Origin of the sequence: Pseudodesulfovibrio sp., assembly GCF_028692895.1 — a bacterium.
In the GTDB taxonomy this organism is placed as follows: domain Bacteria; phylum Desulfobacterota; class Desulfovibrionia; order Desulfovibrionales; family Desulfovibrionaceae; genus Pseudodesulfovibrio.
On the sequence record NZ_JAQUWN010000017.1, the window covers coordinates 17,032 to 31,500 of the forward strand.

Consider the following 14,469-nt stretch of genomic DNA (forward strand, 5'->3'; position numbering starts at 1 on the left):
GGGGACGCCGTTTCGCTTCCGCGGACGACGCGTTCACCGCCCGGTCGGGGCCGGGCGGCCCTTGCCGGGAGGGCGCGCGGCGCCTCTCTCCTCAGTAGGAGAACGGGAACTTTCGCCCGTCCTTTTCGTACTTCTTCTGCTTGTCGAAGTTGAAGGAATTCAGGCTGTGTCCGGACATGTTCGACCGGGGCCTGCCTCCCTGGCAGAGGATGACGGTGAGCGCTCCGGCCGCAAAGGCCCCGATGCCCACCAGGACATATGTCAACATGAGTACCTCTATGCGTATGTGTCGGCCCGCGCGGGACGGCGGGCGTTGTTTGATATTGGTACTCCAGTCATACCCACCCCGCCGTGCCCTTTCAATCAAAATCGGGAGAAGTTTTTGCACTTTTATCCCAACAGGTTGCCAACGGCCTGTCCCTGGCATGGCCGTTTTTGTCGCAGCCCGGCCTACAAAATCGTCGGCGAACGCGTGCTTGAGGGTTGACTTGTCGGGGAAAACCGGCTTTCAAGGCAGACCGACGCCATGCATCCGTTCACGGGAGCAATTGCGTCGTTCACCGAAAAAGTGTATCGCTTCCGGACGGGTTTTTCGTATCAAAACGCAACGGCAGTGCCGGAAGGCAGGAGGAGTCATATGTTCGTCGGACTGAAAATGCTACGCGACTTCGTCAAGGTCAAACCCGAGACGCTGGTCAAGGAAGCCCAGAAGCTGCTTGAGGAAAACAAGCTCTGGATGCTCCTGGTGGTCAACGACGACGACAAGCTGGTGGGTTACGTGCGCAAGGAGGACATCTCCGCCGCGCTGCCCTCGATCATGACTTCCCTGGAGAAGCACGAAATCACGTACCTGATGAGCAAGCTCACGGTGGAGAAGATCTACCGCACGGACATCAAGACCGTCTCGCCCGAGACCGAGATCGAGGGCGCGGCCGACATGATGTACGAGATGAACCTGGCCGGACTGGCCGTGGTCAACGAAGAGGGCGGGCTCATCGGCTACATCAACCGCAACGTGCTGCTCGACGTCCTTGCCGAGGAGATGGGCTACCGCGAAGGCGGCTCCCGTCTGACCATCGACGTGGACGACCGCTCCGGCGTGCTTTACGAGGTTGCCGGCGTCATCGCCAACATGAAGATGTCCATCATCTCCACCGGCACCTTCTTTTACAACGGACGCCGCATCGTGGTCGTCCGAATCGATACCGAAGACCCGTCCCCGGTGGCTGCCGCCCTCAGGGAAAGGGGCTACAAACTGGTCGCTCCCGAGGATTTCAAGGGAGAGTGGACCTAAGGGCCCACCCGCAATCGCGACCGCGCGGCCAGGGACGGCGTTTGTGATCCGCCGTTTTTGACGCGCACCCGTTGCGCCTCCTGCAGGTGCGCTCCAAACCATAATGGCACCATTATGGCGTACCTCGACATCTGCGACGTTACCCTCACGTTCAAGGGCATCGCCGCGCTGATGGGGGTTTCCTTCACCGTGGAGCAGGGGACCATTGCGTCCCTCATCGGCCCCAACGGCGCGGGAAAGACCTCGATGCTCAACTGCATCAGCGGGCGATACACCCCGGACGGCGGCGCATCCGGCCCCTGCCGGATCAGCCTGGACGGAGAGTGCCTGCTCTCCCTGCCCGCCCATCGGCGGACCGGCCTCGGCCTTTCTCGCACCTTCCAGAACATCGCCCTGTTCAAGGGCCTCTCCGTGCTCGACAACCTCATGGTCGGCCGCCACGGCAAGCTGGAGTACGGCCTGCTCGCCTCGATCCTCTACCGGGGCAAGGCCGTCCGCCAGGAGACCCTCCATCGCAGGCGCGTGGAGGAGGTCATCGATTTCCTCAACCTTTCGCCCTATCGGCACCAGCACGCGGGACGCCTTCCCTACGGGGTGCGGAAACGGGTGGAACTGGGCCGCGCCCTCGCCGCGGAGCCCAAGCTCATCCTCCTCGACGAACCCATGGCCGGGATGAACCTCGAAGAGACCGAGGACATGGCCAGATACATCCTCGACATCGCCGAGGAGTGGGGCGTCACCGTCCTGCTCGTCGAACACGACATGGGAGTTGTCATGGACATCTCCGACAAGGTCGTGGTCATCGACTTCGGCCAGAAGATCGCCGAGGGCACGCCCGAGGAGGTGCAGGCGGACGCGGGCGTCGTGGCCGCCTACCTGGGCACCGAGAACGCGGCGTTCACCGGGAGATAGACGCGGAAGGCCCGTCCCCGGCCGCCGGGGGCGAGAACAAGAGGAAATTTCATGGCAAGACCCTACGAGACCACCCTGCCGCGACTGCTCGTCCGGCAGGCCGAGGAACGGCCCGAGAAACCCGCCCTGCGCGAAAAGCAGTGGGGCGTCTGGCAGACCGTGACCTGGCGGGGCAACCTGCGCAACGCGGCCGAGTTCGCCTGCGGGCTCGGCGCCCTGGGCCTGGGCCGGGGCGACATCGTCATCCTGATCGGCGCCAACCGGCCGGAGTGGCTCTGGGCCGAGCTGGCCATCCAGGGGCTGGGCGGCATGGCCCTGGGGCTCTACCAGGACTCCCCGGCCGAGGAGATCGAGTACGTCTTCGACCTCACCGAATGCCGACTGGTGGTGGCCGAGGACCAGGAGCAGGTGGACAAAATCCTCTCCTTCCGCGACCGGCTGCCCAACCTGCGCCACATCGTCTACCACGACTCCAAGGGGCTGGCCGCCTGCGAGGGCGAGGTGGACGGCCTGGTCGAGTTCAAGGCGGTGCGCCGCCTGGGCCGCGAGAAGCGCCAGGAGCCCGTCAAATGGTTCCGGGAGCGCGTTCGCGAACTGAGGCCGGGCGACCCCTGCCTCATCGCCACCACCTCGGGCACCACCGGCCGGCCCAAGCTGGCCGTGCTCTCCCACCGCAACCTCCTTTCCATGGCCCACAACCTGGGCAGGCACGACCCCAAGCGGGCGGAGGACGAGTTCGTCTCCTTCCTGCCCCTGGCCTGGATGGGCGAGCAGATGATGGCCGTGGCCTCGGCCCTGCTCTTCGGCTTCTGCGTCAACTTCCCGGAGGAGCCGGACACCGCCTCGGCCGACTCGCGCGAGATCGGCCCGCACTTCATCTTCTCGCCCCCGCGCGTCTACGAGTCCATCGCGGCCAAGGTCCAGGGCGACATCATGGAGACCACGCCGCTCAAGCGCTTCCTCTACCACCGGCTCCTGCCCGTGGGCTACGCCTACGTGGACGCGCTCTTTGCCGGGAAAAAACCGTCGGCCTGGCTGCGCTGCAAGTATTTCCTGGCCGAGCAGGGGCTGTTCCGCGCCCTGCGCGACCGGCTCGGGTTTTCGCGCCTGCGCTCGGCCACCACGGGCGGCGCGGCCCTGGGGCCGGACGTGTTCCGCTTCTTCCACGCCCTCGGGGTCAACCTCAAGCAGATTTACGGCCAGACCGAGATCGCGGGCATTTCCTGCATCCACAAGGAGGGGGAGGTGGACTTCACCAGCGTGGGCGCGCCCATCCCCGAGACCGAGGTGCGCATCAGCGACGAGGGCGAGATCCTGTCCCGCTCCCCGGCCGTGTTCCTGGGCTACTACAGGAACGACGAGGCCACGCGCGAGACCCTGGCCGATGACGGCTGGCTGCGCTCGGGCGACGCCGGGTACTTCGACGACAACGGCCGACTGGTGGTCATCGACCGCCTGAAGGACGTCATGCGCCTGAAGGGGGGCGAGCGCTTCTCGCCCCAGTTCCTGGAGAACAAGGTCAAGTTCTCGCCGTTTTTGCGCGAGTCCGTGGTCCTGGGCGACGGCCGGGACTTCGTGGCCGCCATCCTGTGCATCGACATGGCCATCGTGGGCCACTGGGCCGAGTCCCGGATGATCCCCTACACCACCTACCAGGACCTGGCCGCCAAGGACGAGGTTTACGCGCTCGTCCGGGGCGAGGTGGCGCGGACCAACGCGACCCTGCCCGAGGGCACGCGCATCCGGCGCTTTTGCCTGCTCTACAAGGAGCTGGACCCGGACGACGGCGAGCTGACGCGCACGCGCAAGGTCCGCCGGGCCGTGGTGGGCGAGCGCTACGGCGATCTGGTCGAGGCGCTCTACACCGACGTCTGCGCCCTGAACCTGAGGACCGAGATCGTCTACCAGGACGGCCGCACCCGCGAGATGTGCGGGAACATCCGCATCGAGGACATGGAGGGCTAGATGGAATACTACCTGCAACTCATCGTCAACGGCCTGGTGGTCGGCGGCATCTACTCCCTGGTCGCCCTCGGGTTCGTGGTCATCTACAAGGCCACCAAGGTGGTCAACTTCGCCCAGGGCGAGCTGGTCATGGCCGGGGCCTACGTCTGCTTCGCCCTGACCGTCCAGTTCAACATCCCGTTCCTCTGGGCCTTTCTCGTCACGCTGGCCTTCTCGGTCCTGCTCGGCCTGGGCATCGAGCGCATGGTCCTCCGCCCGCTCATCGGCGAGGAGCATATCTCGGTCATCATGGTCACCGTGGGCATGAGCTCGGTGCTCAAGTCCCTGGTCCAGCTCTTCTGGGGCACGCAGATCAAGGTCTACCCCCAGGTGCTGCCCACCGAGCCGGTGGTCGTCGCCGGGCTGCCCGTGGCCCCGGTCTACATCGCGGCCTTCGTCCTCTCCGCCGCCCTGTTCGCGATCTTCTCGCTCTTCTTCAAGTACTCGCGCACCGGCGTGGCCATGCGGGCCACGGCCTTCGACCAGCAGGCCGCGCAGTCCATGGGCATCGGCATCAAGAACATCTTCGCCATGAGCTGGTGCATCGCCTGCGTGGTCTCGGCCGTGGGCGGGGTCATCCTGGGCAACATCAACGGCATCAACGCCCACCTCGGCCACCTCGGGCTCAAGGTCTTCCCGGCCGTCATCCTCGGCGGGCTCGACTCGCTGCTCGGCGCGGCGCTCGGCGGGCTCATCATCGGCGTGCTGGAGAACGTGTGCGACGGCGCGGCCCGCCAGCTCCTCGGGCTGGGCGGCGTGCGCGAGGTGGCGGCGTTCATCATCCTGGTGGTCATCCTGATGATAAAGCCCTACGGCCTGTTCGGCACCAGGGAAATAGAGAGGGTCTAGCCATGCGGGGCAAGTGCGGTCTCTTCTTCACCTCCTATCCGGCCGAGGCCCAGGTCTTCCCGTCCGGGTTCCAGAAACTCATGGTCGGCCTCTTCCTGCTGGCCCTCGCGGCCGCGCCGCTGACGCTGGACGCCTATCTGACCTCGCTCATGAACCTCATCTTCATCGCGGTCATCGGCGCGGTCTCGCTCAACCTGCTCACCGGCGTGTGCGGCCAGATATCGCTCGGCCACGGCGCGTTCCTGGGCGTGGGGGCCTACGCGGCCGGGCAGTGCACCCTGCACGGCGTTCCCTTTGTCCCGGCCATCCTGGCGGGCGGGCTGGTCACGGCCCTGGTGGGCATGGTCTTCGGCGTGCCGTCGCTCCGGCTCAAGGGCATCTATCTGGCCATAGCCACCCTGGCCGCCCAACTGGTGCTGGAATACGCCTTCCTGCACGGCGGCGCGCTGACCGGCGGGGCGGGCGGCCTGCTGCTCGCCCCGCCGACCATCTTGGGCTTCGCCTTCGACGACGAGTTCCGGCAGTACTACCTGCTCCTGGGCTTCGCCGCAGCCGCGCTGCCCATGGTCACCAATCTGATGCGCACCAAGTACGGCCGCGCCTTCGTCTCCATCCGCGACTTCCACCTCTCGGCCGAGATCGTGGGCGTGAACCTCTTCGCCTACAAGCTGGCCGCCTTCGGCCTGAGCTCGTTCCTGGCCGGGGTCGCGGGCGGGCTGTGGGGCCACTATACCGGCTACATTTCGGCCGAGCAGTTCAATATCGGACTGTCCATCTCGTATTTGGCCATGATAATCATCGGCGGCCTGGGCAGCGTCATCGGCTCGGTCTTCGGCGCGATCTTCGTGACCCTGCTGCCCGAGCTGCTCAACGCGGTCTCGAACGGCCTGGGCGCGGTTTTTCCGGACATCGCCCAGCACGTGGTCGCCCTGCGCGAGGGCGTCTTCGGCCTGGTCCTGATCCTGTTTCTGATCTTCGAGCCCGAGGGGCTGGCCCACCGCTGGCGTCTCGTCAAGGCGTACTGGAAGCTGTATCCGTTCGCTCACTGATTTTGGCCGGTCACCGGCCCACGGTTGTGGGCCCGGCCCAGGCCGGGCTTAACCATAGACGAGCGGTCCGGACCGGGCCGCACCAACCCTGTAAACCCATGGAGATTCTCATGAGGGCAGGAAAAATCATAACCGCCGCCTGCATCCTGGTCCTGGCCGGGCTGATGCTCTTCGGCTGCGGAGGCGAGGACAAGAAACCGGCCGAAACAAAAAAAGACGCCACCCCCATCCGGGTCGGCGGGCTCATCGACCTCTCCGGCCCCACCTCCTCGGTGGGCGTTCCCTATGCCGACGGCCTCAAGGCCGCGGTCAAGTACGTCAACGAGAACGGCGGCATCGACGGCCGGGCTATCGAGTTCGACCTCCAGGACACCGCCTACAACGTCCAGCAGGGCCTCTCGCTCTACAAGCGGATGGTCACCACTGACCATGTGGTCTGCGTGCAGGGCTTCGGCTCGGCCGTGACCGAGGCCCTGGTCCGCACCCTGGCCAAGGACATGGTGCCCAACCTCTCGGCCTCCTATTCGGCCCACCTGACCGACCCGAAGAAGGCCCCCTACAACTTCTTCATCGCGGCCGACTACACCACCCAGCTCCGCGCGGCCCTCAAGTATTTCCGCGACACCTGGAAGGAGGCCCGCGCCCCGCGCCTGGCCTTCATCTATCCCGACCATCCCTACGGCCTGGCCCCCATCGAGGGCGGCAAGGAATACGCCAAGGAACTCGGCTACGACATCGTGGGCGACGCCAACGTCTCCCTCAAGGCCATAGACGCCACCACCGAGCTGCTTCCCCTCAAGGAAAAGGCCCCGGACTTCTGCTGGATCGGCGGGACCACGCCGTCCACCTCGGTCATTCTCAAGTCGGCCAAGAACATCGGCATGAACACCGTGTTCTTCACCGACATCTGGGGAACGGACGAGACCCTGCCGCAACTGGCGGGCCCGGCCGCCGACGGCTCCTTCTCCAACCAGTCCGCCTCGGTCTACGGCGCGGACGCGCCCGGCATGAAGGTCATCGAGCAACTGACGGAAAACAAGCCGCAGATGACCCACTTCACCCGGGGCTTCGTCTCCATCCTGGTCATGGCCGAGGGCATGAAGCGGGCCGCCGCCAAGGGCCCCATCGCCGGCGAGAGCCTCAAGGCCGCGCTGGAGACCCTGCGCGACTTCGACCCCATGGGGCTGGCGCCGCTCATCTCTTACTTCCCGGAAGACCACCGGCCCAACATGGCCGTGTTTCTCTACACCATCCAGGACGGCAAGCTGACCTTCGTCAAGGAGGAGGTCCTCGAACGCCGCGCCGACTGGCTGGGCAAGTAAGGGCGCAATGAAGACTGGGGGAAACCTCTTGAGAGAGGTTTCCCCCATCCCCCCTTCCAGAGCTTTTTGGCTTCACGCCGCCAGGAAGACTGCAGGGTAAGGGAATGAGGCAAGGCGGCGTGGGGGGTGCGTGATCGGTAATCCGACGGACTTCCCGGTCACTTGCCGACAACGGCGCAAGCCGGGCCGGCAGGTTCGCACGCCCCCCCCCAGCGCCGTCGCCATAAAGTTTTGGAGAGTCCAGAGAACCTTTTTCAAAAGGTTCTCTGGCTGCCGGAGGCATCATTTTGACTGACATCCTGAAGATCGAGAATCTGGAAGTGGTCTACAACGACGTGGTCCTGGTGCTGAAGGGCTTGTCCCTGTCCTGCGCCGAGGGCGAGATCACGGCGTTGCTCGGGGCCAACGGGGCGGGCAAGTCCACCACGCTCAAGGCGGTGTCCGGCCTGTTGCAGGCCGAGGACGGCGAGGTCACGGCCGGGTCGGTGCTTTACAAGGGCGAGCCGGTCCAGGGCGTGATCCCGGAGCGGATCGTGCGGCGCGGGGTGTTCCAGGTCATGGAGGGCCGCCGCATCTTCGAGGACCTGACCGTGGAGGAGAACCTGCGCTGCGGCGCGTTCACCCGGCCGAGGTCCGAGGCGGCGCGGTCCATGGAGCGGGTCTACGAGTATTTTCCCCGGCTGAGGGAGCGGCGCAGGCAGTTGGCGGGCTATCTTTCCGGCGGGGAGCAGCAGATGTGCGCCATCGGCCGGGCGATCATGGCCCGGCCGGACCTGTTGCTCCTGGATGAGCCGTCGCTGGGCCTGGCCCCGCTTTTGGTGGAGGAGATCTTCGAGATCATCCAGCGCTTCAACCGGGACGAGGGCGTGACCGTGCTCCTGGTGGAGCAGAACGCCCGGGCCGCGCTCTCGGTGGCGACGAGCGGCTACATCATGGAGAACGGCCGGGTGGTCATGGAGGGCACGGCGAGGGAGCTGCTGAACAACCCGGACGTGCAGGAGTTCTACCTGGGCATGGGCCACGGCGGCGACAAGAAGAGCTACCGCGACGTGAAGCATTACAGACGCCGCAAGCGCTGGCTCGGGTGACGGCTTCCGGGATCGGCGCGTCCAATCCCGAAAGCCGCCGGGCGTCAAGGGGAGAAGGGATAAGCGTATTCCCCCTCTGGCGCCTTTCCCCGACTTGTCATAAAACGGACCAGAGAACCAAAACCCCACTCCGCGAAGCGGAGCAAAAAAGTTCAGGAAGGGAGAGGGGATGTGGACCGGGTGAAGGGGAGGCGATCCATGTATTACAGCGAGTACGAGACCGAGCCGCGCGAGAAGCGGATGAAGCGGAAGTGGAAGGGCGTGCGCGAGGTGCTCCAGGCGGCGGCAACGGGTTCGGGCGAGTTCCGGGCGCGGCTCAAGCGGCTGGGCGCGTGCGTCGGCGACTTCAAGGGGTTCGAGGACTACGGGAGGATTCCGCCGCTCAGGAAGCGGGAGATCATCGGCCTCCAGGAGGAGCACGGGCTCGCGTGGTTTTTGTCCCGCGAGCCGGGTCGGCTGGCGCGCATCTACCAGTCGCCGGGCCCGATCTTCGATCCCGAGGGGACGGAGCCGGACTATTGGGCCTGGGCCGAGGGGTTTTTCGCGGCGGGTTTCCGGCCGGGCGACCTGGCCCAGATGACCTTTTCCTATCACATGACCCCGGCCGGGCTGATGCTGGAGGAGCCGCTCCGGGAGATCGGCTGCGCGGTGATCCCGGCCGGTCCGGGCAACACGGAGAAGCAGATCGAGTTTCTGGCGAAGCTGCCGGTGACGGCGTTTGTGGGCATGGCCAGCTACTTGAAAGTCATCGGCGAGAAGGCCGTGGCGGCCGGGTACGACCCGCTGCGGGATTTTCGGTTGAAGAAGGCCTACGTGGCGGCCGAGCCGCTGCCGGAGTCGCTCCGGCGCGAGGTGGAGGGGATGTTCGGCATCACGGTGCGCCAGGGGTACGGCACGGCGGACGTGGGGTGCGTCGCCTACGAGTGCATGGAGCTCTCGGGCATGCACCTGTCCAACTACCGCCATGTGGAGATCTGCGACCCGGCCACGGGTGCGCCGTTGCCCGACGGCGAGTTGGGCGAGGTGGTGGTAACCCCGTTTTTCACGGACTATCCGCTGGTACGGCTGGCCACGGGGGACCTGTCGTCCATCGACGCCTCGCCGTGCGCCTGCGGGCGAACGGCCCGTCGGCTGACCGGCTGGAAGGGGCGGGCGGACGACACGGCCAAGGTCAAGGGCCAGTTCATCTATCCTGCTCAGGCGGCTGGGGTTTTCGCCCGCTTCCCGGAAGTGAAAGATTGGCGGATGCGAGTGGAGAATCCTGGTGGACGGGACGCCCTTGTCGTGATAGTGGAGACGGACACGGTCATGGATGAACAGGCGTTTTCCGTCGAATTCCAGGCTGTCATGAAAATCAAACCAGTCGTCGAGACGGTCCGGCCGGGCTCCCTGAAGCCCGGTGAACCACGGCTCGTCGACATCAGGACGTTCGATTAACCCGGCATCAGGTCGGGATTGCGGTCCTAATCGGATGGGTCGGCACCAGGCGTGCCGACCCTTTTGTTTTCCGGGACCGGGCGCGGCTCACTCCTTTGCCGTGGACACCTTTGCGCGAGGGATGCTATGGGACAAGGGCGGATTCGTGTCCTTCGCGTCTTGGAGAGTCGATGCAAACGCCCGTTCGGCTGTTGTTGATGCTGTGCCTCTTGGGGCTCGCCTGCGGCTGCGGCCCGGAGGACGGGGCCGAGGCGGAGAAGGGGAGCGTCCTGCTCCGGGTGCGCATCTGGGACGCCCGGCCCACCGGGGCCACGCCCGCCGTGCTGCAACGGATCTGCGATGCCTTCACCCAGGCCAACCCGTCCATCCGCGTCCGGCTGGAGAGCCTGCCCCAGCAGGAGTACAAGGAGCGGATATTCCTCGACGCGGCGTCCGGGGAGGCGCCCGACGTGTTCATGACCTGGCCCGCCGGATTCCTGGAGGGATTCGTCCGGAACGGGTCGGTCCTGGCCCTGGACGACGCCCTGGCCGACGACCCGGCCTGGCGCGGCCGCTTCCACCCCGGCGTCTTCGACGACCTGACCATCGACGGCCGCATCTACGCCGTGCCCAACACGACCGCCGTGGCCGCGCTCTTCTACAACAAGCGCATCCTGGGCGAGCTCGGCCTCTCCCCGCCCGAGACCCTGGCCGGGCTGCGGGCCATGATCCCGGCGCTGCGCCGGGCGGGCTACGTGCCAGTGGCCTTCGGCAACCAGGAGCCGTGGAACGGCGGACTGCTGGCCGCCCTGCTCATCGAGCGGGTGGGCGGCATGGCTCCCTACCGGGCCCTGGAGCGGAACAACGGCGACTGGAGCCGGCCCGCCTTCGCCAGGGCAGGGGCGCTGCTGCGCGGCCTGGCCGAGGCCGGGGCGTTTCCCGACGGGTTCAACGATCTGAGTTACCAGGGCGCGGTGGAGCTGTTTCGCGACGGGGGGGCGGCCATGGCGGTCATGGGCAGTTGGGCCGTGCCCGCCTGTCTGCAGAGCCCGGTCATCCTGCGGGACGGCCTGGGGGTGGCCCCCTTCCCTCTGGCGGAGAGCGGGGCGGGTTCGACGCACGCCTGGCTGGGGCAGACGGACCTCAACCTGGCCGTCAACGCGGGCAGCGCACATCGGGATGCCGCGCTCAAGCTGCTCAAGTGGTTTTCCGAGCCGTTCGAGCAACGGCGGCTGATGGAGGCCACGGGCAACCTGGTGGTGGCGGGGATCGGGGACGACGCCTCCGTCCTGCCCGCCGTGACCCGGGACCTCATGCGGCTGCTTGCGGGGCGGCGGGAAAGCTTTCTGTTTTACGACGTCCGGTTCGGGCGCGGGGCGGGCGAGGCCTTCAATGACACGGTCAAGTCCATCCTCTCGGGCGTGGACCCGGCCCAGGCCTTTGCCGAGCTGGAGAGCGCCATCCTGCACGGCCGGATATCCCCGCCGCCGCGATGACGCCCGGCGCGGCGGGCGGCGGTCCTTCGGGCCGCCGCCCCCGTTCGCCGATCAGCAGGAGCAGCTCCCGGAGCCGCAGCCGCTGTCGCCGCAACTGCACGAGCAGCCGCCTCCGCCCACGGGGTTCTCGGATTCCACGGTGAAGCCGTAGGGGGTCATGTCGATGCGGATTTTGCCGGTGAGGGCGTAAAGGGTCGTGTCGATGGCGAAGGTGAAGCCGCCGGTCTCCTCGGTCTTGTCCTTGTCGTTGGGTTCGTCCAGGGCCAGGGTCAGGCGCGGGCCCGCGCAGCCGCCATCGGCCAGGTAGACCCGGATGGGCGAGGCCGCCTTGTCGCTGAAATAGTCTTGAAGCTGGGCCTTGGCGCTTTCCGTGAGGTCGATCATTGCTGTTTCTCCTGAGTGAAGGTGCATGGTGTGCCCGGCCGGGGGACGATGCCTCGTCCGCGCGCCGGGCGGGTCCGCTACGGTGAAAAGACGCCTTGGCCGCGAGCCTGCGCGAAAAACAAAGGCGGCGTCCTCCGGAGGAGGAGCCGCCCATGTTCGCCTGGTACGTCCTGCTGTCAGCAGGAGCAACTGCCGCTGGAGCAGCCGCCGTCGGTGCTGCAACTGCCGCCGGAGCAGCCGCCGCCACCTCCCACCGGATTCGCGGAATCGACGGTGAACCCGTAGTAGGTCATGTCGATCCGGACATCGCCGGTCTGGGCCATGAGCGCCTTGTCGATCAAAAAGGTGAATCCACCCGCCTCAAACGTCTCATCCTTGTCGTTAGGCTCATCCAGAGCCAGGGTCAGCCTGGGGCCGGATCAGCCGCCGGCCGCGAGATAGACGCGGATGGGAGAGGGTTCCTTGTCCTGGAAGTAGCCTTCGAGCTGCTTCTGGGCGCTTTCGGTCAATTCAATCATCGAGATCCTCCTGTGAATGGTCGGGAAATGAACAGGTAGGTACTCTCGGGGGGTTTGTCAAATCCAAAGTCCGCAAATGGGTTCGCGCGAGTTGACCGCCCCGTGCCGATTGGGCTAATTTGTCTGTCTGCGCAAGGTTTAAGCACCACGAGGTTTTTCCTATGAAAGAATGCGGCACCATCCTGAACGGCAGGGAAATGAGCCGGACCCTGGAACGGCTGGCCGTGGAGATCGTCGAGCGGCGGGGGGACGACGCGTCCCTGGCCATCCTCGGCGTCCAGCGGCGCGGCGCGGACCTGGCTGAGCGGCTCAAAAAGCTGCTGGACGCGCGCCTGGGCCGCAAGGTCCCCCTGGGCAAGCTCGACATCAACCTCTACCGCGACGACTGGACCACCAATCTCGAACTCGCCCCGACCATCAACTGTTCGGAGATCGGCTTCGAGATCGAGGGCGCGTCCATCGTCCTGGTGGACGACGTGCTCTACTCCGGCCGGACCATCCGCGCGGCCCTGGAGGCCATCCTCGACTACGGCCGCCCCCGGCGCGTCGAGCTCCTGGTCCTGGTGGACCGGGGCCACCGCGAGCTGCCCATCCAGGCGGACTACGTGGGCAAGAAGGTGGACACCCACGACGACGAGCACGTGGACGTGCTGGTGGTCGAGCGCGACGGCGAGGACAAGGTATGCCTCGTCAGGAGATAGGCGCCGTGGCCTTCACGCCCGTCGAGCGGGACCCGGCGCCAGAACCGTGCATCACCCTGGTCGGCATGGCCGGGGCGGGCAAATCCACCCTGGGCCAGTTGCTGGCCGACCGGCTGGGCTGGGGCCAGCTCGACACCGACCGCCACCTCGAAGCCTATTACGCCATGCCGCTCCAGGCCATCATGGACACCTTCGGCCTGGAAGAATTCCTGCGCATCGAAGGCCGCCTGGTCGGCGAGCTGAGCCTGACCCGCACCGTCATCTCCACCGGCGGCAGCGTCATCTACGCCGCCGAGGCCGTGGCGCGGCTCAAGAGCCTGGGCCCGGTGGTGCTGCTGGACGTGGACGAGGCCACCTTCCTCGACCGCGTGGGCGGAGCCGAGGGACGCGCCCTTGCGCTCGGGCCCGGCAAGACCATGCGCGACCTTTACGCCGAGCGCCAGCCCCTCTACCGGGCCGCCGCCGACATCGTGGTCCGCACCGATCGGGACGCGCCCGAGCGGTGTGTGGACCAGATCCTCGAACAGATCGACCTGCCATGAAAAAACTGACCCCCAATGCGGCCTTCCGCAAGCTGGCCGCCATCTACGACCGGATGGTCGACCAATACGCCTCGGCCGCCTCGGCCATCGGCCTGACCTGCGACGGCTGCGACGACAACTGCTGCCTCTCCTTTTTCCAGCACCACACCTACGTGGAGTGGGCCTACCTCTGGGAGGGCCTGAACCAGCTTCCGCCCGACCGGCTGGAGACGATCCGCGACAAGGCGCGCGCCTACGTGGACGACGCCATGGCCGCCCAGGCGCGCGGCGAGCGGCCGCACCTCATGTGCCCCCTCAACGTCGACGAACGGCAGGGCGTCTGCGGCCTCTACGGCCACCGGCTGATGATCTGCCGCATGCACGGCGTGCCCAACGCCCTGACCAAGCCGGACGGCAGCGGCGTGCGCTTCCCCGGCTGCCACCGCTGCCAGGAGCTGACCGCCGGCCTGGAGGCCGAAGGCCGCCCCGTCCCCATGGTCGACCGCACCCCCCTCTATCGCGACCTGGTCACCCTGGAAATGCAGTTCGTGGGCGCGAACCTGCGCCAGCTCCCCAAAGTGGACCACACCATCGCCGAAATGATCGTATTGGGCCCGCCTCGGCTCCGATAAGCGGCCGATCGCTGCGTTGCCGCGCGAAGAGCGGACCCTCGCGTATCGGGATACGCTTCGGTCCCGCTCTTCGCTTGCGCCTTGCGCTCGACCACTTCTCGGAGCCGAGGCCCTCGCGCGGGGGCGGTGCGGGGGAAAAGGGATGTCGTGCGCGCAGGCCGATCGCTGTGTCGCCGCGCGAAGAGCGGACCCTCGCGTATCGGGATACGCTTCGGTCCCGCTCTTCGCTTGCGCCTTGCGCTCGACCACTTCCCGGAGCCGAGGCCCTCGCGCGGGGGCGGTG

The 14,469-nt window shown here is 66.6% G+C and carries 15 protein-coding genes; 12 read left to right on the top strand and 3 right to left on the bottom strand.

What is annotated here, in order from left to right; genetic code table 11:
• Positions 1–91: 91 nt before the first annotated feature.
• Positions 92–268, bottom strand: a complete 177-nt coding sequence (locus PHP91_RS06125; protein WP_300138410.1) for a hypothetical protein — start codon at positions 266–268, stop codon at positions 92–94.
• Between the two features lie 369 nt (positions 269–637).
• Here PHP91_RS06125 and PHP91_RS06130 point away from each other — a divergent pair, with 369 nt between their 5' ends.
• The 9 genes from PHP91_RS06130 to PHP91_RS06170 all read left to right on the top strand — a co-directional run bounded on the left by PHP91_RS06130 (position 638) and on the right by PHP91_RS06170 (position 11,430).
• Positions 638–1,294: a CBS domain-containing protein gene (locus PHP91_RS06130; RefSeq protein WP_300138412.1), complete on the top strand. Its 657-nt coding sequence runs from the start codon at positions 638–640 to the stop codon at positions 1,292–1,294.
• Between the two features lie 114 nt (positions 1,295–1,408).
• Positions 1,409–2,206 carry an ABC transporter ATP-binding protein gene (locus PHP91_RS06135; RefSeq protein WP_300138413.1) on the top strand — a complete coding sequence of 266 codons (798 nt, stop codon included), beginning with the start codon at positions 1,409–1,411 and terminating at the stop codon, positions 2,204–2,206.
• A gap of 51 nt (positions 2,207–2,257) precedes the next feature.
• Positions 2,258–4,171, top strand: a complete 1,914-nt coding sequence (locus PHP91_RS06140; protein WP_300138416.1) for an AMP-binding protein — start codon at positions 2,258–2,260, stop codon at positions 4,169–4,171.
• On the top strand, positions 4,172–5,059 hold the full coding sequence (locus PHP91_RS06145; protein ID WP_300138418.1) for a branched-chain amino acid ABC transporter permease: 888 nt from the start codon (positions 4,172–4,174) through the stop codon (positions 5,057–5,059).
• Between the two features lie 2 nt (positions 5,060–5,061).
• Complete coding sequence (locus PHP91_RS06150; protein ID WP_300138421.1) at positions 5,062–6,108, top strand: branched-chain amino acid ABC transporter permease; 1,047 nt, start codon at positions 5,062–5,064, stop codon at positions 6,106–6,108.
• Between the two features lie 110 nt (positions 6,109–6,218).
• Complete coding sequence (locus PHP91_RS06155) at positions 6,219–7,430, top strand: ABC transporter substrate-binding protein (protein ID WP_300138424.1); 1,212 nt, start codon at positions 6,219–6,221, stop codon at positions 7,428–7,430.
• A 287-nt stretch (positions 7,431–7,717) separates the two neighbouring features.
• On the top strand, positions 7,718–8,518 hold the full coding sequence (locus PHP91_RS06160; RefSeq protein ID WP_300138427.1) for an ABC transporter ATP-binding protein: 801 nt from the start codon (positions 7,718–7,720) through the stop codon (positions 8,516–8,518).
• Positions 8,519–8,716: 198 nt separating this feature from the next.
• Complete coding sequence (locus tag PHP91_RS06165) at positions 8,717–9,955, top strand: AMP-binding protein (protein ID WP_300138430.1); 1,239 nt, start codon at positions 8,717–8,719, stop codon at positions 9,953–9,955.
• Positions 9,956–10,125: 170 nt separating this feature from the next.
• On the top strand, positions 10,126–11,430 hold the full coding sequence (locus PHP91_RS06170; protein ID WP_300138433.1) for an extracellular solute-binding protein: 1,305 nt from the start codon (positions 10,126–10,128) through the stop codon (positions 11,428–11,430).
• 51 nt (positions 11,431–11,481) lie between these two features.
• Here the strand turns inward: PHP91_RS06170 and PHP91_RS06175 are convergent, their stop codons facing one another.
• Both PHP91_RS06175 and PHP91_RS06180 read right to left on the bottom strand, forming a co-directional pair.
• Positions 11,482–11,814 (bottom strand): IscA/HesB family protein, encoded by a 333-nt coding sequence (locus tag PHP91_RS06175; protein WP_300138436.1) that lies wholly within the window; start codon positions 11,812–11,814, stop codon positions 11,482–11,484.
• Between the two features lie 176 nt (positions 11,815–11,990).
• The gene (locus PHP91_RS06180; protein WP_300138439.1) at positions 11,991–12,332 is read right to left on the bottom strand and encodes an IscA/HesB family protein; all 342 of its coding nucleotides are present in this window, start codon (positions 12,330–12,332) and stop codon (positions 11,991–11,993) included.
• 161 nt (positions 12,333–12,493) lie between these two features.
• On the opposite strand from PHP91_RS06180, the gene pyrR reads away from it, so the two are divergent.
• The 3 genes from pyrR to PHP91_RS06195 are packed head-to-tail and all read left to right on the top strand — an operon-like array spanning position 12,494 to position 14,186.
• Positions 12,494–13,033, top strand: coding sequence for a bifunctional pyr operon transcriptional regulator/uracil phosphoribosyltransferase PyrR (pyrR, locus tag PHP91_RS06185; protein WP_300138442.1), 540 nt, complete (start codon positions 12,494–12,496; stop codon positions 13,031–13,033).
• Between the two features lie 5 nt (positions 13,034–13,038).
• Positions 13,039–13,575 (top strand): homoserine kinase, encoded by a 537-nt coding sequence (gene thrB, locus PHP91_RS06190; protein ID WP_300138445.1) that lies wholly within the window; start codon positions 13,039–13,041, stop codon positions 13,573–13,575.
• A complete protein-coding gene (locus PHP91_RS06195; RefSeq protein ID WP_300138446.1) occupies positions 13,572–14,186 on the top strand; it encodes a hypothetical protein in 615 nt (204 codons plus the stop codon). The genes thrB and PHP91_RS06195 overlap by 4 nt, the downstream gene beginning before the upstream one ends.
• Positions 14,187–14,469 lie beyond the last annotated feature (283 nt).